This is a genomic window from Streptomyces sp. NPDC018045, assembly GCF_044327445.1.
Lineage (GTDB): Bacteria > Actinomycetota > Actinomycetes > Streptomycetales > Streptomycetaceae > Streptomyces.
On the sequence record NZ_JBIRFL010000019.1, the window covers coordinates 37717 to 60064 of the forward strand.

Annotated in this window: 13 protein-coding genes and 2 pseudogenes; 8 read left to right on the forward strand and 7 right to left on the reverse strand. The window is 72.8% G+C overall.

Features of this window, described 5'->3' with window-relative positions; genetic code table 11:
• Nucleotides 1-91 precede the first annotated feature (91 nt).
• From ACH4EB_RS29360 to ACH4EB_RS29375, 4 genes and pseudogenes are all read left to right on the forward strand, one after another.
• Nucleotides 92-2113: a hypothetical protein gene (locus ACH4EB_RS29360; protein ID WP_398350932.1), complete on the forward strand. Its 2022-nt coding sequence runs from the start codon at nucleotides 92-94 to the stop codon at nucleotides 2111-2113.
• Nucleotides 2110-2661 carry a hypothetical protein gene (locus tag ACH4EB_RS29365; protein WP_398350933.1) on the forward strand — a complete coding sequence of 184 codons (552 nt, stop codon included), beginning with the start codon at nucleotides 2110-2112 and terminating at the stop codon, nucleotides 2659-2661. The genes ACH4EB_RS29360 and ACH4EB_RS29365 overlap by 4 nt, the downstream gene beginning before the upstream one ends.
• Complete coding sequence (locus tag ACH4EB_RS29370; protein ID WP_398350934.1) at nucleotides 2658-2966, forward strand: hypothetical protein; 309 nt, start codon at nucleotides 2658-2660, stop codon at nucleotides 2964-2966. Before ACH4EB_RS29365 ends, ACH4EB_RS29370 begins: the two co-directional genes overlap by 4 nt.
• Nucleotides 2967-3141: 175 nt before the next feature.
• A pseudogene (locus ACH4EB_RS29375) lies at nucleotides 3142-3769 on the forward strand (IS5 family transposase); the annotation flags it as partial.
• A gap of 413 nt (nucleotides 3770-4182) precedes the next feature.
• On the opposite strand, the gene ACH4EB_RS29380 reads toward ACH4EB_RS29375, so the two are convergent.
• Nucleotides 4183-4359 carry a hypothetical protein gene (locus ACH4EB_RS29380; RefSeq protein WP_398350935.1) on the reverse strand — a complete coding sequence of 59 codons (177 nt, stop codon included), beginning with the start codon at nucleotides 4357-4359 and terminating at the stop codon, nucleotides 4183-4185.
• Between the two features lie 233 nt (nucleotides 4360-4592).
• Between ACH4EB_RS29380 and ACH4EB_RS29385 the strand changes: the two genes are divergently transcribed.
• From ACH4EB_RS29385 to ACH4EB_RS29395, 3 genes and pseudogenes are all read left to right on the forward strand, one after another.
• Entirely contained in the window at nucleotides 4593-5024 is a 432-nt protein-coding gene (locus ACH4EB_RS29385) for a class I SAM-dependent methyltransferase (protein ID WP_398350936.1), read from the forward strand.
• A 103-nt stretch (nucleotides 5025-5127) separates the two neighbouring features.
• Entirely contained in the window at nucleotides 5128-5595 is a 468-nt protein-coding gene (locus ACH4EB_RS29390) for a hypothetical protein (RefSeq protein WP_398350938.1), read from the forward strand.
• Between the two features lie 11 nt (nucleotides 5596-5606).
• A pseudogene (locus ACH4EB_RS29395) lies at nucleotides 5607-6000 on the forward strand (transposase); the annotation flags it as partial.
• A 130-nt stretch (nucleotides 6001-6130) separates the two neighbouring features.
• On the opposite strand, the gene ACH4EB_RS29400 reads toward ACH4EB_RS29395, so the two are convergent.
• From ACH4EB_RS29400 to ACH4EB_RS29410, 3 genes are all read right to left on the reverse strand, one after another.
• On the reverse strand, nucleotides 6131-9874 hold the full coding sequence (locus ACH4EB_RS29400) for a hypothetical protein (RefSeq protein ID WP_398350939.1): 3744 nt from the start codon (nucleotides 9872-9874) through the stop codon (nucleotides 6131-6133).
• A gap of 373 nt (nucleotides 9875-10247) precedes the next feature.
• Nucleotides 10248-10865, reverse strand: a complete 618-nt coding sequence (locus ACH4EB_RS29405) for a hypothetical protein (protein ID WP_398350941.1) — start codon at nucleotides 10863-10865, stop codon at nucleotides 10248-10250.
• 342 nt (nucleotides 10866-11207) lie between these two features.
• Entirely contained in the window at nucleotides 11208-11909 is a 702-nt protein-coding gene (locus ACH4EB_RS29410) for a formylglycine-generating enzyme family protein (protein ID WP_398350943.1), read from the reverse strand.
• Nucleotides 11910-12138: 229 nt separating this feature from the next.
• Here ACH4EB_RS29410 and ACH4EB_RS29415 point away from each other — a divergent pair, with 229 nt between their 5' ends.
• Nucleotides 12139-16629, forward strand: a complete 4491-nt coding sequence (locus ACH4EB_RS29415; RefSeq protein WP_398350944.1) for an HAD-IC family P-type ATPase — start codon at nucleotides 12139-12141, stop codon at nucleotides 16627-16629.
• 83 nt (nucleotides 16630-16712) lie between these two features.
• Here ACH4EB_RS29415 and ACH4EB_RS29420 read toward each other — a convergent pair whose 3' ends face one another.
• The 3 genes from ACH4EB_RS29420 to ACH4EB_RS29430 form a co-directional block, all read right to left on the reverse strand.
• On the reverse strand, nucleotides 16713-17072 hold the full coding sequence (locus ACH4EB_RS29420; RefSeq protein WP_398350945.1) for a DUF3224 domain-containing protein: 360 nt from the start codon (nucleotides 17070-17072) through the stop codon (nucleotides 16713-16715).
• Between the two features lie 97 nt (nucleotides 17073-17169).
• Entirely contained in the window at nucleotides 17170-21375 is a 4206-nt protein-coding gene (locus ACH4EB_RS29425) for an amino acid adenylation domain-containing protein (protein ID WP_398350946.1), read from the reverse strand.
• A 331-nt stretch (nucleotides 21376-21706) separates the two neighbouring features.
• A complete protein-coding gene (locus ACH4EB_RS29430; RefSeq protein ID WP_398350947.1) occupies nucleotides 21707-22315 on the reverse strand; it encodes a chemotaxis protein CheB in 609 nt (202 codons plus the stop codon).
• Between the last annotated feature and the right edge of the window lie 33 nt (nucleotides 22316-22348).

Consider the following 22348-nt stretch of genomic DNA (forward strand, 5'->3'; position numbering starts at 1 on the left):
AAGGGGGCTGCATACGGTGCACGGGCGAACCCATGAGAACCGAAGAGTCATCCATCGGCGTGCGCTCACGATCACCAGTAGGGCCTGCTACGTGTGCGCGGCTGTCCTTGCTCTTGCCACGCTGCTTGTCGTTCCCTTCCTCTCCCTGACCGCACCTGAGCCGACACCCGGTGATCACAGCGCACAGCCTTCGTTCCTCGAAGTCTTTCTGCTGGACCACGCACTCGCGATCCTGTCCCTGACTCTGCTCTCGCTGGGCGCGCGCGTCGCCGCGCCCAACGCCTCACCCCGGCTCGCCAACGCGCTTGCCATCCGGCCCGTGCACAAGAAGACGGATGCTCCGTCCAGCAGCATGCCGCTGCGGATTGTGGGGAGCACCCTGATCTGGCTCGGCGTCTGCCTCTCGATCATGGGATTCCAGATGTCCCTGGTCACTTTGCACACCACGTTCCTATGGCTCGTCAACCTCGGCCTGGCGTTCTGCGCTTTCCCGGTCTTCTTCGCAGGATGGGCGGTGCTCAACGCAGCCAGACGCCCGACGAAGGCCGCTTCACGAGCAGCCTCCATGGCCGGCTGGACGTTGCATGCAGTCTGCTGGCTCTTCAGGGTGATCGGCGCCGCAGTGGCCGCCCTCTATGTGCTCTCGACTGCGATCACCTGGGTTCGGCCAGGCGCCGACCGCCCCTCATTCTTCATCGCTCTCGCCTTCTACATGTCGATCGCGGTCGCCGGCGCGATGCTCTTCCGCCTTGGGACGATCGCAAGGCATGCCGCCCGGCGTCACTTCGGACTGGCCACACCAACGACCTCGAGGGCCCTGCGCGGGACCCAACGGTTCCGGGCGAGGTTTCTCCAGGTCACAAGCGTCGTGATGGGTGTGATCGGCACCACCGTGATCTTGGGGGGCTCACGTCTCACACTGGGTGACCTCGCGAGACTTGCATCATCTGCGCGTGACCGACCCTCCCCTCACGCACTTCTTCTCGACATCACGATCGCGTGCCTTGGCGGCGCGGCCATCTGGACGGCACTGGCCGCTCGGCGAGCTGCCCGGCGAGCACTCGGGCCGGACGCGCCTGTGGCCGGCCTGGCGCCGCTTCCCCGAAGGCGTCGGGTCCATGGCTGGGCACTGCGAACAGCAGGCTGGGTGATGCGTCTCGGGGGCGCCGTGATCCTCGTTCTCGCGTTTCTGGGACTGAGGTTGATGGGCAGCATCCCGGAACGGCCAGGGTATGGATGGCCGCCGTGGTACGTCCTTCTCGTCGCGTTCCTCATGGTCGGAATCGCCGGTGCCGCCGTTATCCGATTCGCCACCATCCCGGCGATGGCGGGAAATCGGTACCTGGCCAACATCATCACATCACCGGCCGACCTGTCCGAAGGCTCGTACGTCCTCTATCTTCGCCCGTTCTCTCAGGACGCCGGCGCGTCCACGCTCACGCCTCGTCACGGCAACCTGAACTTCTTCAACAACCCTGCCACGTGGATCGCGCAGTCGAACCGCAGTCACGAGGAGCGCCTCAGTGCCCTGTTCTCCGAATTCGGGCCTCTGCTGGCAGTCGGCAGCCCGGGTGAGCAGGTGCCGGGCGGCGCAGGGGCGTCGCGCATGTACCTGCCGCTCGACGACTGGAAGGGCACTGTCGGCAGACTCATCGAGAACGCCGGACTGATTGTCCTGGGAACCGGCCCCGGGCCGGGAACGCTGTGGGAGTACACCGAGGTGCTCCGCCGCAGTCATCCCACGCGACTCATCCTCCTGGTCACGGACCCCGTCGAGTACCGGCGCTTCAAAGCATCGAGCATCGCAGAGGCGGAAGGCGTGTTGTATGAACTCAAGGCCCGCTACGGCGACTCGTGGGATACTCCTCTATTGCCTGAACTGCCGAACTACGCAGCTTCTCGCGCCGACCGGGCATTCTGGTTCAAGTCCATGGTCTACTTCACCGAAGATGGCGAACCGCACATGGTTGCTCTGAACACATCGACGGTGAGCGGAAATTTTTGGATGGACAACGCAGCCGTCAAGAGGCAACTGGGGCCTCTCTTGGAGCAGGTTCGAAACACTCGAAACAGCGGACCAGGCGGATCACCCGAAGTGTCGGTGCAGAAGTGACGACTGAGAACTCATGGCAGGGTGCGGCGGCGTTCGGTCAGGCGGATCCAGCAGTCCCTGAACAGCCGAACCGCATGGTGGCGCTGTCGCAAACGCCGGACACCAGAAGGGATCGGGAAGTCATCACCAGCTACTCACTGGCGGTTGAGATGGCTGATCGCGTCTCGGCCCGACGCGGCACCGCGAACAGCTTCTTCTTGGGCATCCAGACCACATTGTTGGCCGCTGTCGGCCTGGCGGACTCCACTGTCCACGACATCAGGTGGTACGCAGCCCTGTCCGTCACCTTGGCCGGTTGCGCCATTTCTGCTTGCTGGTGGCTGCAGTTGCGCAGTTACCGGCACCTCAACCAGGCCAAGTTCGAAGTCATCAACAAACTGGAGGAGCAACTGCCCGCCAAGATCTACACGGACGAGTGGGCCAGCTTGAAGCAGGTGCGGGGATCGCGGCGGTTCAGGTATCTCGAGTTGGGCACGACAGAGCGGTTCGTCCCCCTGCTCCTGGCGGCACTGCATGTCCTGCTCTTCGTGGGAAGGCTGAGCGGGTGACCATCTACCTCACCGAGGCCGCCGAACTCATCCGGAGCCTGCTTCCTCCCACGGCAAGACCGCCGGGCGACGACCATGCGCTGTTCCTCGGCTACGCGGTGCTCATGCGGGCCAAGGGCACGCGGACAACCACCTCCGACGTCCACGACGCCTGGGTGGCATGGATGCTGGGCCGTGGCCACGACCACCGCGCATTGGTACCCTTCGATGACCTCTCCGCCGATGCCCAGGCGCTGGATCAGGCATACGCCGACGCTATTCATGCCGCTGCCCGCCGGTACGAATTCGACGCCAAACACCTGTGAACGTGTGGGAGAACCCTTCTCTCCCGGCCGCAGAGCAGGGCCAGTTCAGCCGCAAACCGACCGTCAGTGCCATGCGTGACCATGGCGCCCTTGACGACGGAACCCACTCTGATCAACAAACGGCAGCTCCCCACCTGGCCCTCCACCGTTGGGCTCGGCTCGGCTGGGCCGGCCCGACCTACGGGAATTCCTCGACGCAATTCACTGCGTCAACCGCACCGCCATCAACTGGCGGTACCTGCCGCACGACTCCCCGGCCCACACCACCGTCTTCTCCCACTTCAGCCACTGGCCCGCCGACGGCACCATCGAGCAACCCGGCGTCCGCCTGCACCGGCTGGTGCGCGAGAAGGAAGAACACGACCTCGAACCCACCGCCCGCGTCATCGACTCCCAGAGCGTGAAACCGCCCACACCGTCCCCGTCGGCACCCAGGGCATCGACGCCGGCAAGAAGATCATCGGCCGCGAACGCAGCATCACCGTCGACCCCCTCGGCCTGTTGCTGCTGGTCATGGTCACCGCGGCCAGCGTCTCCGACGACGAAGCCGGCAAACACTCCTCACCCGCACCGCGGCCACCCGCCCCACGATCACCAAGGCCTGGGTCGACACCGGCTACAAGAACCAGGCCATCGAACACGACGCCAGGCTCGGTATCGACGTCGACGTCGTCCCACGGAACACGCAGGCCAAAGGCTACTCCGTGCTCCCGCGGCGCTGGGTGGTAGAGCGCAGCTTCGGGGGGGGGATCATGATGCACCGCCGCCTCGCCCGCGACTACGAGAGCAAACCCGAACACTCCGCACCTTCCGGATGGCTCGGGCACGAGGAGATCATGAGGGAACTGGCCGGGCCGACAACGCCGACGACCGGCCGCAGCAGACGTAAGGGCGACCCGGGATCGTACTTCGGCCTACGTCCCGGCCGCCCCTGCCCGCTTTGGACGTAGCGAAGACACGAGCCGAAACCGCGATGTGACTAGAAGATCACTGGAAATGTTCGGCTGTTCTGGTCCTGGATCATGCGGTCCGAGGCCAGTCTGGTGGGTATGCAGGGTGAGTGGGCCGGGGTGCCGGTAGGGCTTGATATATGGGAAAGCCGCCGTGAGTTGGTCCCCGAGCGGAGCATGTTCGCGTTCCTGGCCGAGCACCGGGAGGCACTGTTTCCGGCGGGGATGTTCGCGGACGTGTATCCCTCGTCCAGCAGGCGCCCGAGCTATCCGCCGGTGGTGGCAGCTACCACCGCCGCCATGGTCTCCTCGTCGGACGTCTTGCCGCCTGCAACCCGCCATCCGGTCTTCCTCCGGTAGCCCTTGGCGCCCTTGGCGCCCTTGGCGCCCTTGGACTCCTTGATGCCAGATTCCTTGCGGTTGCGCTTGCCCCTCTTGAACAACGACTCACTCCTCCTTATTCTCCGGCGTTTTGCCGCTCCCCACATGATCGCAAGGCCGGGCGGGCGTGCACGACGGCAGGTCAACAGGCCGACGGCGGGGTGTCGACAGTCCGGCAATTCCCCACGAGCTGCGTGGTCAGCCACACGTGATTCCCCATCCCTGCGATCACGGCTCCCCACGCGGACGGCGGATCCATCGGTGTGTACTCGGCAGGCCATGACCGACCTCAGACATGATCGCCTGTGCACGCGACTCCGCTGCCGGCGACCCGCAACCCACCTTCGGCGAAGGAGACTTCCTCACCTCGGCACTTCCTGTTGCGGGGTACGACTTCGTCTGCTCGGTGACCACGATCCATCACATGGACTTCGAGGCGGCCCTCGTCCGCATGCGTGAGCTGCTGCGGCCCGGCGGCACGCTGGTGGTGGGTCCGGTCCGCGAGGTGAGTGTGGCGGAGTGGGCGGCGTTGATCGCGGCTGCTCCGATCGTGCGGATCACGAAGGTGCCGCGTCGCGCGCGTGGCCCGCAGGGCATGCCGGTCGCCGAACCGCAGATGAGCCATGGGCAGGTGCGGGCCGCTGCCCGGCGGCTGCTGCCCGGCGTGCGCTACCGTCGCCACGTGCTGCGCCGGTACTCGCTGATCTGGGAGAAACCCGCCCGCTGAGCCCGGCATCGATGGCCGGTTTCCCCTTTGACGTCATCTCATTTGATGAGTATGTGCGACGATTCATCGGCCAGTGGGAAGCCATGAACAGAGGCGAAGGTCGATGCAGTACGTCAATCTCGATGCGCAGGTCGGCGACCTGTCAGGGGTCTTGGACCCGGCTCGTTACCTGGACCATCTGCCCTCAATCTCCGGTGGCCTGCCGCCGGGTGCCCGGGCTTTCGCCACTGACGCGGACCACTACGACTTCCACGGCAGGCGATGTGTGAAGGACCTGACACTTCAGGCCGTTCGGGGCGCCGGCGGTGAGGAGATGGAGGTCAAGTTCCGGCACAACTGCTGGAAGCACGACCAGGACCTGCTGATCCGCTACGCGGGAGTGTCCGGCTTCGTCATCGATCCCGTCGGCGAGGACCGAGGGACTGACCTCGGGGCTGTGATTCTCGACGAGATCCTGCCGCACAGGGACGGCTGCAGCCACGAGATCGCCTGCTGGGACGGCACCCTCACCATTGTCTGCCGTGACCTCCAGGCGATCTGGACTGAGACCATCTGCTCAAGCGAGTCGTAGGCGTGCAGGCCGTGGGCATTGTTGAGCGGCTGGTACCGGATGAGCTGTGGGAACTGTTCCAGCGTGCGGTGCCGGAGGAGCCGTCGCGTCCTCAGGGTGGCGGTCGGCGTCGGCATGGTGACCGGGAAGTTCTGGCAGTGCTCGTGTTCGTGGCCACGTCGGGATGTACGTGGCAGCAGTTGCCTTACGCCTCGTTCGGGCCGTCGGGAGCCACAGCTCACCGGCGTTCTGCGGAGTGGGCGAAAGCGCGGGGATGGGCCAAGCTCCACCGCCTGGACCTCGATGAGCTGGGCTGCGGCGGTGAGCTGGACTGGTCCCGCTGTGCGATCGATCCGGTGAACATGCGGGCCTGAAAAGGTGGACCTGACAGGCCCGAATCCCAAGGGGCGGCGAAGCGAGTCATCGCTATCCGAATACGGAGCGAGAGCTCTTTCGACAGACCGCGGGGCTCGCTTCACCAGCATTTGCCTGCACCCTTCTCCGCTACCGCAGAGTCACCCAATGAGATGCCGTCTGAGTTTGTTCGGGACACGAGTCACCGGCCGCAGACCGTGCGCGGCGCCTCGTCCGGCAGGTATCTGGCGTGTTCCGCCGGTGTCAGCTCGCGGTTGACGGCGCGGCAGATCTTCTTGATCGACGCGGTGGGGCCGGGCAGGTCCACCTCCCGCAGGCGTACCACGCCGTCGCTGCTGCCGCTGGCCAGGGCACGGCCGTCGGGACTGAACGTCACCGAGCGGACGAGGCCGGTCTGGCCCGAGTAGGCGGCGCGGGACTGTCCGGTGGCCACGTCCCACAGCCGTACGGTGCCGGTGTCGCGTCCGCTGGCGGCCAGCGTCCGGCCGTCGGGGGTGAAGGCCACCGCGCCCAGGGTGCCGATGGTGTGCCCGGCGATGGTGGTCCGGATCCTGCCGGTGGCGGTGTCCCACAGCCGTACCGAGCCGTCGGCGCCGCCACCGGCCAGGGTGCTGCCGTCCGGGCTGAACGCGACCGCCCCGGCGTCGCCCCGGGGGCCGGTGAGGACGGTCCGGGTGCGGCCGGCGGCCACGTCCCACAGCCGTACGGAGCCGTGCAGGCTGCCGCTGGCCAGCGTCCGGCCGTCCCGGCTGAAGGCGACCGAGGTGGCCCGGTCGGTGCTGGAGGTGGGCAGGGTCCGGGTCCGGTGGGTGGCGGTGTCCCACAGCAGCAGCGCTCCGGACCCGCTGGTGCCGGCCAGGGTGCGGCCGTCCGGGCTGAAGGCGACCGCCTCTCCCGTGAACCGCGCGAGGGTGGCGCGGAGTCTGCCGGTGGCCACGTCCCAGATGCGCAGGCCGAGGCGTCTGCTGGTGGTGGCGAGGGTGCGGCCGTCGGGACTGAACGCCACCGCGCGCACCCGGTCGCGCCGGCTGCCGTCAGCGGGTCCGCCGAGCGTCCGGCTCCCGCGGATGCCCAGGTCCCAGACGCGTACGGTGCCGTCGTCGCTGCCGCTGGCCAGCGTCCGGCCGCCCCGGCCGTAGGCCACCGCGCCGACCGGACCGGAGTGGCCGTTGAGCGTCTTGAGCACGTCGCCCAGGGCAGTGTTCCACAGCCGGTACGTGCCGTCGTCGCTGCCGCTGGCCATCGTGTGCCCGTCCGGACTGAACGCCACCGAGCTGACGCGGCGCGCGTGCCCGGGGAGGGTGCCGAGGATCGCGCCGGTGGCCACGTCCCACAGGCGTACCGTGCCGTCGTCGCTGCCGCCGCCCAGGATGCGGCCGGCCGGGTCGAAGGCCATCGCGATCACGTTTCCGGCGGGCCCGGCGAGGGTGGTTCGCGGCGTGCCGGTGGTGACATCCCACAGCCGTATCGTGGCGTCGTCGCTGCCGTAGATGGCCAGCGTGCGCCCGTCCGGGCCGAAGGCCACCGCCCTGTTGCCGCCCGCGGGCGACAGGAGCCGGGCGCCGGCGGTGCCGGTGGCGACGTCCCACAGCCGCACCGTCCCGTCGAGGCTGCTGGTGGCCACCGAGCGGCCGTCGGGGGCGAAGGCCACCGAGACGATCTTCTTGGTGTGGCCGCGCAGTGTCACGGAGAGCGCGCCGGTGGCCGTGTTCCACAGGCGTACCGTGCCGTCGGTGCCGCCGGTGGCCAGGGTGCGGCCGTCCCGGCTGAAGGCCGTGGCCGCCACCGGGCCGCCGGCCCCGCCGAACGTCGCGCGGGTGCGGCCGGTGGCCACGTCCCACAGCCGCCGGCTTCCCGTGCGGGTGCTGCCGGCCAGGGTGCGCCCGTCGGCGCCGAAGGACAGCGCGACGAGGGGCTCCGGGAGTGCGGGGAGGATGGCGCGGGCCCTGCCGGTGGACACGTTCCACAGGCGTACGGCGTTGTCGAGTCCGCCGCTGGTGGCGAGGGTGCGCCCGTCGGGGCTGAACGCGACCGCCCGCACTCCGCCGGCGTGCGCGGTGAGCCGCAGCCGCAGCGGAATGTCCACCGCGCTGAACAGGCCGGCGACGGCTTCCGCGGTGGGGGCGGTCCGGTAGGCGTGGACCGCCAGGAGGGAGGCCAGGTCCGGCCGGTCCTCCAGGAGGGCGGACGACTGCGCGGCGAGCTGCCGCGACAGGGAGATCCGCTGGGCGGCGAGCGCCGCGTCGCGCTGCCGTTCGCTGGTGCGGAACTGGTCCCAGGCGAGCAGTCCCGCGGCCAGCGCGAGGACGAGGAGGACGGACAGGGTGGCGGCGAACTGGCGCAGGCGGCGGGTGGTCCGGGCGGCCGCGCGCCGCTCACGGTCGCGTGCCGCGGCGCTGGCGGTGAGGAAGGCGCGTTCCAGCGGGGTGAGTTCGTCGGGCGCCCCGGCGGGCGCCGGGGCCGGGCCGGGCGCCTCGGCCGGGGCGAACGCCTCCTCGGCGGCGCCCAGGCGGGTGCCCCGGTACAACGCCCCCGGGTCGCGGTCGAGTTCGTCCCACAGGCCGGCCGCCTCCGTCAGCCGGCGGTGCACGATCAGACGTCCGCGGTCCTCCTCGATCCAGCCGCGCAGCCGGGGCCAGGAGGTGATCAGCGCTTCGTGGGCCAGGTCCACGGTGTCCTGGTCCACCGTGATCAGGCGGGCCGCGGCCAGTTGTTCGACGAGCTGGGCCGCGGCCGGGTCCCCGGCGTCCAGCTCTCCTCTGGCCGCGGGGCGGCGGGTGTCCGGGGTCCCTTCGCCCGGGGTGATCAGGCGCAGCAGCATCCGGCGGGCCGTCCCGGCCTGCTGCGGCGAGAGCCGGCCGTAGAGGTGCTCGGCGGTCTGGGCGACCGCGCCGTGGACGCCGCCCGCCGCCTCGTACGCCTGGAGCGTCAGGGTACGGCCGCGGCGCCGCCGCCAGGTCTCCAGCAGGACGTGGGAGAGCAGGGGGAGGCTCCCGGGCTCCTCGGCCATCTCCTCGACGAGGCGGGCGGTCAGGGACCGCTCCACGATCAGCCCCTCGGCGGCCGCCGGCTTGACGATCGCCTCCCGCAGTTCCTGCGGGGACATCGGGCCGATGGGCAGGCTCGCTTCCCGGAGCACGTCGGCCAGTTCCCGGTGGGCCAGGCATCTGCCGTAGAAGTCCGCCCGTACGCCCAGCACCACCCGCAGCCGGCTCGCGGGGTCGTGGGCCGTCAGGACGCGGCCGATGAACGCGTTCCGTTCGTCGGGGTCGGCGCAGAGGGTGAAGACCTCCTCGAACTGGTCCACCACGAGCCAGGTGTCCCCCGTCGGCCCCGCCGGCGTCAACAACCGCCCGGCGTCGCGCATGGGGTGGGCGCCGGGGGTGAGGACGCGGATCGCGGCGGGCGGCGGCAGGCGCAGCGGCGGGGCGGCGGCGGGCATGCGCAGGCTGGCGATGAGTCCGGCGCGCAACAGCGAGGACTTGCCGCTGCCGGACGGGCCGAACACCGCGACGACCCGGCGTGCGCGTACCCGCCGCAGCAGTTCCTCGGTGAGCCGGCGGCGGCCGAAGTAGCGGGCGTGGTCGTCCGGTTCGAAGCGGGCCAGGCCGCGGTACGGCGCGACGGCGCGGTCCTCGTCCGCTTCGAGGACGCGGCCCGCGTCCTCCCGTACGGCCTCGTGCCAGCGCCGCTGCCAGTGCCCGGCGTCCCCGCCGCACGCCGCCACGTACGCCAGGGTGACCGGGAGGGACGGCAGCTTCTCGCCCGCCGCCGCCTGGGACAGCACGGCGGCCGAATAGGCCGCCCGTTCCGCCATGGCCCGGTAGGTCGGACCGCCTGCCTCCAGGCGCAGCTTGCGCAGTTCGTAGGCGAACCGCTGTACCGGGCCCGCCCCGGGGTCCACGGGTTTTTCGCGACGCCCCATGCGGTCCTCCGCCGAGCTGACCGGGCAACGCCACGGTACGGAGCCCGGCGGGGCGCCACAAGGACGGTTTTGGCCGTGCGCGTCATTGATTGGGCGCACGGAAAGGGGCTGCCAATCAATGGCGGGCGCGGTGGAGTGGCGGTACACGCGCCGTCCCGTGGTGCCCGCGCCTTCGGCGGGGGCGGGGCCGGCGCACGGCCGCGCCACGGTGCGGCCGGGGGGGACGGGCATCCTTACGGGGGTGGGATGCCCGGCCCCTCCGGGCACCCCACCGGGCCGACGGCGTTCCGGTTCCCGGCGCGCCCGCGACCGCCTCCGCTACCGGAACGTTCCGCTTCGGGTCAGGGCCGGGAGCCGCGGACCGCGGCGCGGATCACGTCAGCCGCATGCCGTTGGCCGTGACGACCGCGTCGTAGGAGCCCTTGAGTCCGCCCTCGCCCACGTAGCACCGGTATCCGCTGGGCCTGTCGAGCGGCACGAGCCGCACCGCGGGGGCCTTGTCGCAGCGCAGCGACCTGGCCGCCGAGCCGCCGTACCTCCCGTACTGCTGCCACGCCCGGGCCCGCATCCCCTCGGCGGTCAGCACGCCGCCCTTGGTCGGCGTGGCCGTGTACTGCATCAGGATGAAGCCGCCCTTGGTCTCGACGCGGAACGGCACGTCGATCCCCATGTACTTCACCGTGCAGGTGAACGTCTGCGGCTTCTCCCCGACCTCCTTCGTGTCGCAGGAGCTGCTGGTCGGCTTGGGGACCGCGCCGCCCATGGCGAGCACCCGGGACTCCAGGCCGTACTTGATCTGCTCCAGCGCCGGTGCCTTCTCGCCGGGCGCGGCGCGCTGGGGCGAGACCTGCTCGGGAGGCGGCGCCGTCGGGCTCGGGACCGGTGTGCCCTTGCTCCGCGCCGCGTCCTCGGACGCCCCGCAGGCACCGGCCGCCGCAACCACGAGGGCCACCATCGCCGTCGTACGTATCCACTTCCCGCGCTGTACCACTGCTTCCCCGTTTCCCCGTTTCAACGTTTCCCCGTTGTGCGCGGGTCACCGCACGGCGACCCGGACACGTCGTTCCTGAACCGCTTGATCCTAGGACGCGCGCGGCGAAGCGGAGGAGGCGGGTACGGATGCGGCGGGCGCGGGTGTCGGTAGAGCGCGGAGGCCCAGCCGCCCGGGTGGAACGGCGCCCGCTCTCCCCGGAACGCGAGGCTCGCGCGGGCCTGGGCACCCGGCCGCCCCTCCTCGACCGGCCCGGCAGCGGCACGGGAGGCCGGTATGGTGCCGCCGGGCCGGCCGCGGCCCGAGCCGGCGGCTCCCCGGCCCCCGGCTCCCCGCCACGCCTCAGCCCGATCGGGCAACCCGGAACCCCAGGTCGTCGATGCGCAGGGTCGGGTGGCTCTTGCGGCGGCAGGAGGCGCGGCAGCCCCGGGGCGGGTCCTGCCATCCGCCGCCGCGGAAGGTGCGGTACGGGCCGTAGACCCGGGGGTCGTAGACGTCCCAGCACCACTCCCAGACGTTGCCGATCATGTCGTACAGGCCCCAGGCATTCGGCGTCCTGGCCGCGACGTCGTGCACCCGACCGTCGGAGTTGTCCCGGTACCAGGCGATCTCATCCAGTTCCCCGTGGCGGACGTCGGCGGAACCGGCCCGGCACGCGTACTCCCACTCCGCCTCGGACGGCAGGCGGTAGCCGTCGGCCGACCAGTCGCAGACCACGTCCAGCGCGTCGGGGTCGTCGCCCGCCGTGTAGCAGGGTTCGAGCCCCGAGGCCCGCGAGAGCCGGTCGCAGAACCGTACGGCGTCCAGCCAGGAGACGTCGGTCACCGGCGTACGGGGGCCCGCCGGGCTCTCGGGCGCCTCGCCCAGCACCGCGCGGTACAGCTCGCGGGTCACCGGATACGGCGCCAGCCGGAAGGCCGCGACCTCGGCCCGCCGGCTGGTCTTCGCGGCCTCGTCCCGGAGGACGACCTCGCCCGCCGGTATCGCGGTCAACGGCTCGGGGCCGTCCTTCGGCTGGCGCCGTGTCACTCCGGGGTTCGTCATGGGGCCCTTTCTACCGGAGCCGCGGCGGGTGCCGGGGCCGCTCCACCGGCGGGTCCGTACGGGCGCACGGGGCGTGCCGTACAGCCGTCATGTGATCTTCATGAACCGGCGTCCCACGCCATACCGCCGGTCCGCGGTGCGAAAGCCAGGTGTAGCCCGGCGGCGGGAGGGTTACCCATCGGGTACCCCTGCGCGGTCCGCCGGGGACGACCTTCGAGGTGAGGCCCCGATGTCGCTGCTGTCAGGAGTGCCCGGGCTGTCGGGGCTGCGCGTGCCGAAGCCGCCGCTGCCGCTGCCCGGCCCGGTGGTGGAGGGCGTGCGGGCGGGCGCCCGGGGGGCCTTGGAGCTGGCCTGGCAGCTCGCGGGGGTGCCGAAGCGGGCGGTGTGGTCGCGGCCGGGGCGCTGTTACATCGCGGTGCACGGGGTGCAGACGGCGGACGGTGAACGGGTCGCGCGGCGGGTGGAGCGGGTCCTGGAGCAGCAGCCGGGGGTGGAGTGGGCGCGGGTGAACGGGCCGTCCGGGCGGGTGGCGGTCGCGCTGGGGCCGGGCGCGCCACGGCAGTCCGACCTGGTCGCCCTGGTGGCGCGGGCCGAGGCGGGCCGCACGGGTACGGCCCGCGACGCGGCATCGGGCTGCGACGAGCACGGTGAGTGGTGCCAGGAACCGCACCACCCGTGTGAAGGGCCGCGGACCCGGCAGTCCATGACAGGCCTGGCCGCCGACGCGGTCGGACTGGGCATCGCCACGCTGACCCGCCTCGCCCCCTGGGCCCCCTTGCCCGCCGAGGTGGGGGCGCTGGCGGGGCTGCTCCAGCACCACCCCCGGCTGCGCGCGTGGGCGGCGCGGGGCCTGGCCGGCCCGGAACAGGCCGAGTCGCTGCTGCCGGCGGTCAGCGCGCTGGCGCAGGGCGTGGCCACGCGGGGCGGCGGGCTGGTGTTGGACGTGGTGCAGCGGGTCGCCCAGTGGCGGGAGGCCGACGCGTACAAGAAGGCCTGGGAGGCGGTGGAGCCGCGGATGGTGCGCGGCCCGCAGGACGCCGTCGCCGAACCGGTCGTGGTCGAGCGGCCGGTACCGGCGCCGAAGGACTCGGCGGACCGGTACGCCGAGCGGTCGTCGCTCGTGGGGCTGGCGGCCGGGGCGGCGGCCGTGCCGTTCGCCGGGCCGCGTCGTGGGCTGGCCGTCGCGCTGGCCGGGGTGCCGAAGGCGCCGGAGGCCGGGCGGGAGGGGTTCGCGACGAACCTGGGCCGGTTCCTGGCGCTGCGGGGCGTGGTGGCCATGGACCGGGGCGTGCTGCGCCGGCTCGGGCAGGTGGACTGCGTGGTGCTGGACGAGACGGCGCTGCGCGCCGACCGGTACGACCTGGCCGACCTCGACCTGCTGGACGGCGCGGACCCGGACGCGGCCACCGGCCACCTGTTCGACCTGTTCGACGCCGACGAGCCGCTGGAGATACGGCGGGACACGGACGGCTGGGTGCTCGGCCCGCTGGCCGACCTGCCCGGCGCGACGGACGGCGACCGGGGCGCCGCGGGGGAAGACGCCGTACGGCGGTTGCGGCAGAAGAAGTACGACCACCTGCTGGGCCTGGCGCAGGACGGGAAGCTGCGCGCCGTGGCCGGGCTGGTGGCGCAGACGGCGCCGGGCGCCCAGGCCGTGGCGGCGGCCGCGCGCCGCGCCGGGGCCCGGATCGTGCTGGCCTCCGACCGGCCGGACCCGGAGTGCGGTTTCGCGGACGCCGTGCTGCCCGGCGGCAAGCGGCTGGTCGCGTCCGTACGGGAACTCCAGGGCAACGGAGCGGTGGTGCTGCTCGTCTCGGGCAACCGCCGGGCGCTGGGCGCGTCCGACTGCGGCATCGGGGTGCACCGCAAGGGGAAGGCACCGGCGTGGGGTGCCCATCTGCTGGTCGGCGGCGATCTGGGCGCCGCCGGGCTGATCGTGGACGCGGTGGCCGTGGCGGCGCAGGTGGACCGGGAGAGCGCGATGCTGGCGGCGGGCGGCAGCGGGGTGGGGGCGGTGGCCGCCGTACAGGCCCGCCCGTCCGGTGCCGCCCGGCGCGCCGCGACGGCCGGGCACACCGCCGGGTCCGCCGCCTTCTGCCTTGGTGCCTGGCGCGCCCGGCAGTTGCTGAACCGCCCGCCGGTGGCGCCCGCGCGGAGCACGCCCTGGCATCTGATGCCCGCGGCCCGGGTGCTGGAACGCCTGACGGCGACACCGGAGGGCCTGTCCTCCCGCGAGGCGCAGGCCCGGTCCTCACCCGCCGACCGTGCGGACGGCCCGCGGCGCACCGGTCTCGGCGCCGCGTTCGTCGAGGAGCTGGCCAACCCGCTCACGCCGGTGCTCGCGGCGGGCGCCGCGCTGTCCGCCGCCGTCGGCTCGCGGACCGACGCGGCCCTCGTGGCCGCCATCACCGGCACGTCCGCGCTCGTCGGCGGCGTCCAGCGGGTGCGTACGGAGAAGGCGTTGGCCGAGCTGTTCCGGCGCTCCGCGATCTGCGCGCGGGTGCGGCGGGACGGCGCGGAGCGGCAGGTCGCGGCCGGTGAACTCGTGCCCGGGGACATCGTGGTACTGGGCACCGAGGACGTGGTGCCGGCCGACTGCCGCCTCCTGGAGGCCGAGGGACTGGAGCTGGACGAGTCCTCGCTGACCGGGGAGTCCCTGCCGGTGGCCAAGGACCCGGCGCCGGTGGTGGCGGCGCAGCTCGCCGAGCGGCGGTCGATGCTGTACGAGGGGACGACGGTGGCCGCGGGCCGGGCCACGGCCGTGGTCGTCGCCACCGGCGCGGCCACGGAGGTCGGGCGCAGTCTGGCCACCGCGCGGCAGGCGGCTCCCCGGGCCGGGGTGGAGAAGCGGCTCGCCTCGCTGACCAAGGCGAGCCTGCCGATCGCGCTCGGTTCGGCCGCCGCCGTGGCCGGGGCCGGCGTCCTGCACGGCAGGCGGCTGCACCACACGCTGGCCTCGGCGGTGAACCTGGCGGTCGCCTCGGTCCCCGAGGGCCTGCCCTTCCTGGTCAGCGCGGCCCAACTGGCCGCCGCGCGCCGCCTCGCGGAGCACGGGGCGCTGGTCCGCAACCCCCGGACGATCGAGGCGCTCGGCCGCGCCGACGTGCTGTGCTTCGACAAGACCGGCACCCTCACCGAGGGCACGCTGGAGCTCGCGGAGGTCAGCGACGGCGAACGGGCGCTGCCCGTCGGCCGGCTGGACGACGCCCGCCGGACGGTCCTCGCCGCGGCCCTGCGTGCCACCCCTTCGGCGGGCTCCCCCGAGCCGCTGGCCCACCACACCGACCGGGCGGTGGTGGCCGGGGCCCGCCGGCAGCACGTCACCGTACGCGGCGGGGCGCCCCGCTGGCAGCGCGCCGACGACCTGCCGTTCGAGCCGTCCCGCGCCTACCACGCCACCGCCGGGCAGTTCTCGGGCGGCGCGCTGCTCAGCGTGAAGGGCGCCCCCGAGAACGTCCTGGAACGCTGCGCCCGGCGCCGTACGAGCGGCGCGGCCGACCGGCCGCTCGACGACGCGGAACGCGCCCGCCTGACCGCGGCCGCCGATGAGCTGGCCGGCGCCGGCCGCCGCGTCCTGGCGGTGGCCGAACGGCCCATGGACAGCGCCGAGAAGCTCACCGACGAAGCCGTCGACGGGCTGGTCCTCCTCGGCTTCCTCACCCTGTCCGACCCCGTACGGGCCGGGGCGCTGCCCGCCGCCGAGCAGTTGCGCGAGGCCGGTGTGCAGATCGTCATGCTCACCGGTGACCACCCCGCCACCGCCGACGCGATCGCCTCCACCATCAGCCAGGGCGCGGCCCAGCACGTGTGCAACGCGGCGGACCTCGACGAGCTGGACGACGACGAGCTGGACGCCCTGCTGCCCCGGGTCGATGTGATCGCCCGGTGCAGCCCGCACCACAAGGTGCGCATCGTGCAGGCGTACCAGCGCATCGGCCGGGTCGTGGCGATGACCGGCGACGGCGCCAACGACGCCCCCGCCATCCGGCTCGCCGACATCGGCATCGCGCTGGGCCGCCGCGGCACCCCGGCCGCCACCGCCGCCGCCGACCTCGTCGTCAGCGACGACCGGCTGGAGACGATCATCGCCGCGCTGATGGAGGGCCGGGCGATGTGGACCTCGGTCCGGGCCGCGCTGGCCATCCTCATCGGCGGCAACCTCGGCGAGATCGGCTTCAGTGTGCTCGCCGCCGCCCTCACCGGCCGCTCCCCGCTGACCGCCCGGCAGATCATGCTGGTCAACCTGCTCACCGACCTGGCACCGGCACTGGCCATCGCGGTCCGCGAGCCACCCGGCGACGGCGGCGAACAACTGCTGCGGGAGGGGCCCGACCGCTCCCTGGGGGCCGCGCTCACCCACGAGTTGCTGCTGCGCGGCGTGACCACGGCCCTCGGCGCGACACTGGCCTGGGGCGCGGCCCGGCTCACCGGCCGGCGCCGGCGCGCGGGGACCGTCGCGCTGGCCGCGGTGGTCGGCACCCAGCTCGCTCAGACCGTGATCACCGGCGGGCCCGACCGCCGGGTGCTGCTCGCGGGCGTGGGATCCGCCGCGGTACTGGCGGCGGTCATCCAGACACCCGGCATCAGCCGGTTCTTCGGCTGCACCCCGATGGGCCCGGTGGCCTGGGGCATCACACTGGGCGCCATCGCCACGGCCACCCTGGCGGGCGCGGCCCTCGGCCCCGTCGTACGGCGGCTCCCGGTCGCGCGGGCGGCCTGAACTCCCTTACGCGAAAGGTGGAGAACGCGCACACGGTACCCCGGAAGACGGCGACCGACCGCCCCTCGGGCCACCGCCCCGGATCACCCGAAGTCGTATACAAAGGTGTACGGCACGGACGGACTGCCCGGCTCGGCCGTGAACTCACCCGCGCCACGCAGCCCGGCCAACTCCCCGGTGGCCGAGCCCGGCACGACCTCGAAGACGCAGTGCACACTCCCCCGGGCGGAGAACGAGCCACGCTCCTCGACGACGAACGTGCCCCGACGCCCGTCGACGCTGCCGTCCAGCAGCTCCATGCCGGTGAACGTGCCGGTCTTCTCCGTGCCGTAGACGATGGTGTACGCGCAGGTCGTGTCCGCCGCCTCGATGCCGCCGGAGAAGGCGTTGGGAACCGCGTCGTGATGCGTGACTACGGGTCCGGGCGCGCCCCGCCACCTCACCGGACGCGCCCCGCCACCCCACCACCCCGACGGCCCCGTACCGGCTTGTCCCCAAGCCCAGGTGACCTGGCCCCGGAGGCGCCACCGCCCCCTCACCTCACCTCCGCGCCCCCGGACCAGGTACCGCCACCGACGAGTTCAGGTGTGCGGCCACCGTCCGGCCGATGCTGGCCAGGGGGCCCGCCTGGGTCATGGTGTGGTGGGTGCACGCGATGTCGTGGTTCTCGATGTGGCCGGTGACCAGGTGGCGCCACGCCTCGGCGGTCGGGGCGTGTGCGGGCTTGCCTTCCGTGGCGTGGAAGTACAGCAGATCGCCGTCGAAGATGCCGTCGGAGAAGGTCGGCAGCAGCTTCACCGAGTTGGTGAACACCTCGGTGACGGCGGTCAGCCGGTCCTCGCCGAGCGCGGGGTGCTCCTTCAGCGCGTCGAGCAGGACGTCACCGCCGCCCTGCCCCCGCAGCACCGCCGCCACCCCCGGGACGGTCAGCGGCCGTGTGAACGTGTCCGGATCGTGGCCCGCCGCCTCCAGGAGCAGGGCCAGGATGTCGTGCTCCGGGACGGCGGAATCCGTCGTGCCGTGCGGGTCGATGGGGCGCGAGTCGAGCATCGCCAGCAGCGCCACCCGCTCTCCCCTGGCCTGGAGCCGGACCGCGATGGCGTGCGCGAGCGCACCGCCGAGCGACCAGCCCAGGAGGTGGTACGGCCCGGCGGGCTGTACGGCGCGGATCTGCCCGACGTAGTCGGCGACCATCTCCTCGAAGGTGGCGGGCAGCGCCGCGCGCCGCTCCAGGCCGCCGGCCTGGAGCCCGTACACCGGTACATCGGGCCCCAGGTGACGCAGCAGGCCGGCGTAGCACCAGCTCAGACCGCCGGAGGGGTGGACGCAGAACAGCGGGGGCCGGCTGCCCCGGCTGCGCAGCGGCAGCAGGGCCTCGAAGCCGTCCGGCCCGCCGCCGGTCCGGAGGACCTTGACGAGGTCGGCGACGGTGGGCGCTTCGAACAGCGCGCGGATGGACAGTTCGGTGCCCAGCGCGGAGCGGATGCGGCTGATGAGCTTGGCCGCCAGCAGGGAGTGGCCGCCGAGGGCGAAGAAGTCGTCGTCGACGTCGACCTGCCGGACGCCGAGCACCTCGGCGAACAGCGTGCACAGCACCTCCTCCCGAGGGCTTCGCGGCTGCCGCCCGGTGCAGGCGGCGGGCGCCTCGGGGGCGGGCAGGGCGGCGCGGTCCAGCTTGCCGTTGGCGGTCAGCGGCAGGTGGTCCAGGAGGACGAAGGCGCTGGGAACCATGTACTCGGGCAGGCGCGCGGCGGCCCAGGCGCGCAAGGCGTCCGCGTCGACCGGTGCGGGCGCGGCGGCACCGCCGGATCCGGAGCGGCGGGAAGCGGGGATGCGGCCGGGCGCGGTGCGGCCGGCCGGGCGCCCGGCGGCGACGGGCACGACGTACGCGGCCAGGCGGCGGTCGCCGGGGGTGTCCTCCCGTACGGTGACCACCGCGTGGGCGACGCCCGGGTGCCGGGCCAGTGCCGTCTCGACCTCGCCGGGCTCGATGCGGAAGCCGCGCACCTTGACCTGCCCGTCGGCGCGGCCGAGGTATTCGAGGATGCCGTCGGGCGTCCAGCGCGCCCGGTCGCCGGTCCGGTACATGCGCGAGCCCGGCGCGCCGCACGTGCAGGGCACCCCGGGGTCGCCGCAGGTGCCGGCGGCCGACCTGCTGCCCGCATGGGCGAACGGGTTGGCGACGAACCGCTCCGCGGTCAGCGCGGGCCGGCGCAGATAGCCGCGGGCGATCTGGTCGCCGGCCAGGTACAGCTCCCCCGGTACACCGGCCGGCACGGGGTTGAGCGCGGCGTCGAGCACGTACGCCTGTACGTTGCGTCCGGGCCGTCCGATGACGGGCTGCTCCCCCTGGTCGGCGATGCGGCAGTAGACGGCGTCGACCGTGCACTCGGTCGGCCCGTAGTAGTTGTAGGCGGTGGTGCCGGGCAGGGTGCGCAGCGTCTCCCACAGGGCGGCGTCGACGGCTTCGCCGCCCACCATGAGGATCCGCGGCCGGTGCCGGTCGCCGGTGAACAGTCCGGCGGCGATGAGCTGATGCAGGTAGGTGGGGGTGAGGTCGAGGAAGTCGATGCGCCGGTCGGCGATGTGGTCGACGAGGGCGGGCGGGTCGAGCCGTACGGCGTCCTCGACGAGGTGCAGTTCGTGGCCGGCGGCCAGGAACAGCGGGCCCTCCCAGGCGGTGTCGAAGGAGAACGCGGCGGTCAGCGCGGTCCGCAGGCGGCGCCGGGCGGTGGCCGTCTCCGGATCGATCAGCTCGGCCCGGTGGTCGAAGAACAGGTTGGTCAACTGGCGGTGTTCGACGACGACGCCCTTGGGCTGCCCGGTGGACCCGGAGGTGTAGCTCACGTACGCCGGGTGGCCCGGCGCCGGCGGGGCCAGCCGGTCGGCGTCCGTGGGGTCGGTGTCCGGTCGGAGGTCCAGCTCCCGTGCGGCGGCCGGGTCGTCGAGGCACAGCGCGGTGGTGGTGCCGGGCAGGTGTGCGGCGGCCGCCGAGGTGGTGACGACGCAGACCGGGCGGGTGTCGGCGAGCAGGAAGCGGATCCGCTCGGCAGGCAGGTCGGGGTCGACCGGTACGTACGCGGCGCCCGTCTTGAGGACCGCCAGCAGGCCGGCGATGTGGTCGGCCGTGCGCGGCAGGACCAGCGCCACGAACGCCTCGGGCCCGGCGCCGCGTTCGATCAGCGCGTGCGCCAGCCGGTTGGCGCGGGCGTTCAGCGCGGCGTACGTCAGGGTGGTGGCGCCGCAGACGAGGGCGGTGGCGGCGGGCGTGCGGTGGGCCTGTTCCTCGAAGAGCGCGGGCAGGGTCGTCACCGGCACGCTGCGGGTGGTGTCGTTCCATCCGGTCGTCACCCGGCGGCGCTCCGCCGCGGGCAGCAGGTCGATGCCGCCGACGGGCTGTTCGGGGTCGATGCCGGCCAGGGTGTCCAGCAGGGCCAGGAAGCGGCGCTGGTGGGCTGCGGTGGCCTCGGCGTCGTACAGGTCCGGGTCGGCCTGGAAGTCGATGCGCAGGCAGCCGTCGTCGGTCCGCTCGTAGACGTTGACGCCGAGGCCGGTGACCGGGCCGTTGGAGAGGTTGTGCAGGGTGGCCCGGTGCCGCCCGAAGCTCAGCTCGGGGTCGTAGCCCATGATGTTGATGCCCCAGTCGCCGAGATGGCCGCCGGTGTGCGCGGCGCCCAGCTCCTGCACGAGGTACGGCGACGGGTAGCGCTGGTGGCGCAGCAGTCCACGGGCCCGCTCGGAGGTGTGCCGCACCAGCTCGCGCACGGTGGTGTACGGCTCCAGCCCGACCTGGAGCGGCAGCACGTTGGCGACCATGGACGGCGCGGTGCGCGGTACGGCGCCGACGCGGCCGGTCACGGTCAGGTCCAGCGTCACGTCGGTGGCCCCGCTCATCCGGTGCACGTACAGCGCGAGCGCGGCCATGGCCACCACGGGCAGCCCCGACCGGGTCTGCCGGGCCAGGGAGCGCAGCCCGTCGGCGGCGGGTGCGGGGAGGTGGCCGGTCTCGCGGACGAAGCGGTGCGGGACGGTGGCCAGCCGGCCGGCCAGGCCGGTGTCGGCAGCCCGGCCGGCGAAGCGCTCGGCCCAGAAGGCGCGGTCGCGGGTGAACCGTTCGGAGGCGTGGTACTCGGCCTCGTCGGCGAGGAGTTGCTCCAGGGTGCTCAGTCGGCAGGGCGGGCACGCGGCGCCCGCCTCCAGCGCGGTGTAGATCTCGGCGACGCGCTGGATGAAGAGCGAGAAGCCGTAGCCGTCCAGGACGATGTGGTGCAGCGCCATGTACAGCACGCGGTGGTCGTCGGGCAGCAGCAGCACGGCGAAGCTGAACAGCGGGGAGCGGCGCAGGTCGGCGGGGCGGCGCAGGTCGGCCCACATCCATTCCTTCGCGCGGGTCCACGGGTCGGGCGGCGGGACCACCCGGGCCGGGCCGGGCGGCGGGCCGGCGGTGTGGTCCGGCGCGTCCCGCAGGTCGACGACGGGCAGCGGCCAGTCGTCCGCGAGGTCGGGGACCTGCCAGACGCCGCCCTCCTCGTCGGTCTCGAACCGGACCCGCACGGCCTCGATGTCGGCCACCGCGCGGCGTACCGCGGCACTCAGCACGGCCAGGTCGACCGGGCCGTGGATGTCCACGTACTCCGCGGCACGGTAGATCGGGTTCTCCGCGTCAAGCTGCTGGGAGAACCACATCCCCGTCTGCGCGACGGTCAGCGGCAATCGACGACCGCGGTGGCCTGGCTTCCTGTTCATGCTTGCCGTCTCCTGACGAAGGTGCTGGTGTACAACGGCGGCCGGGCCGTGGCGGGGCCGTGCGACCGGCCGCGGCTCACGCGCCGTAAAGGGCCAACGAGCGCCGGGTGACTGGTGTATCGGTTCGTCGGCAAATCTCTTTGGACAGGTGTGCGGAGACGGGGGCGGTCCACGGGTCGCGGACCGCCCGGAGAGCTGCTGACGCGCAGCTCACGGGGGGAACGACGGAGGAGACGCCGGGTGGTTCCGGGGTCCGGGCGGCTCCCCGGCGGCCGGTCCGGCAGTCACCCGTACGTCGAATGTGTGCGCCACCCGAGATCGCTCACCCGTCTCACCGGGCGCTGCGGCCTCGGAAGCCGCCTCGTACGCTGCGGCGGACGGGGGCCGGACAAGCCGCGCCGAGGAGAACGTCTCCCTGGACGGCTCGTGACCGGCCGGCCGTGTCATGTCCCGTTCGCGGTGGACGGGAACGTGGCGTCGAGGGCGTTCCGGATGGCGCGGTGGCAGCTACAGGCATTGGCTTCGAGGCGAGCGCGACCGCGGCGGAGGCGAACACGGGGTCCGCCGCGCGGTGGCCTTCCGTGACGTGCAGCGACACCGCGCCCTCGGGGGTGAAGGCCGCCCACCGTCCCGCCGGCACGACGTGGACGACGTGGACGACGTGGACGACGTGGACGACGTGGTCGACGCCCACGGCCAGCCGGTCGCCTTCCGCCGGCAACCGCACGAGGAGCGCGGAACGGTGGCGCAGGACGTCCACCAGGCCGTCCACCAGGCCTTCCTGTTCTCGCACCGAACGGTGCTGCACCAGCACCACCGCGGCGGGAAAGGTCTCGGGCAGTGCCGCGAGGATCTCCCGGTATGCGCTCACCCCGCCCAGCGACGCGGCCATACAGACCACGTCGAAGGCGGCGGGCGACGTCTGAACGGCACCGAACACAGCGCCAGCCTACGGCCCGGCACCGCTTATCGC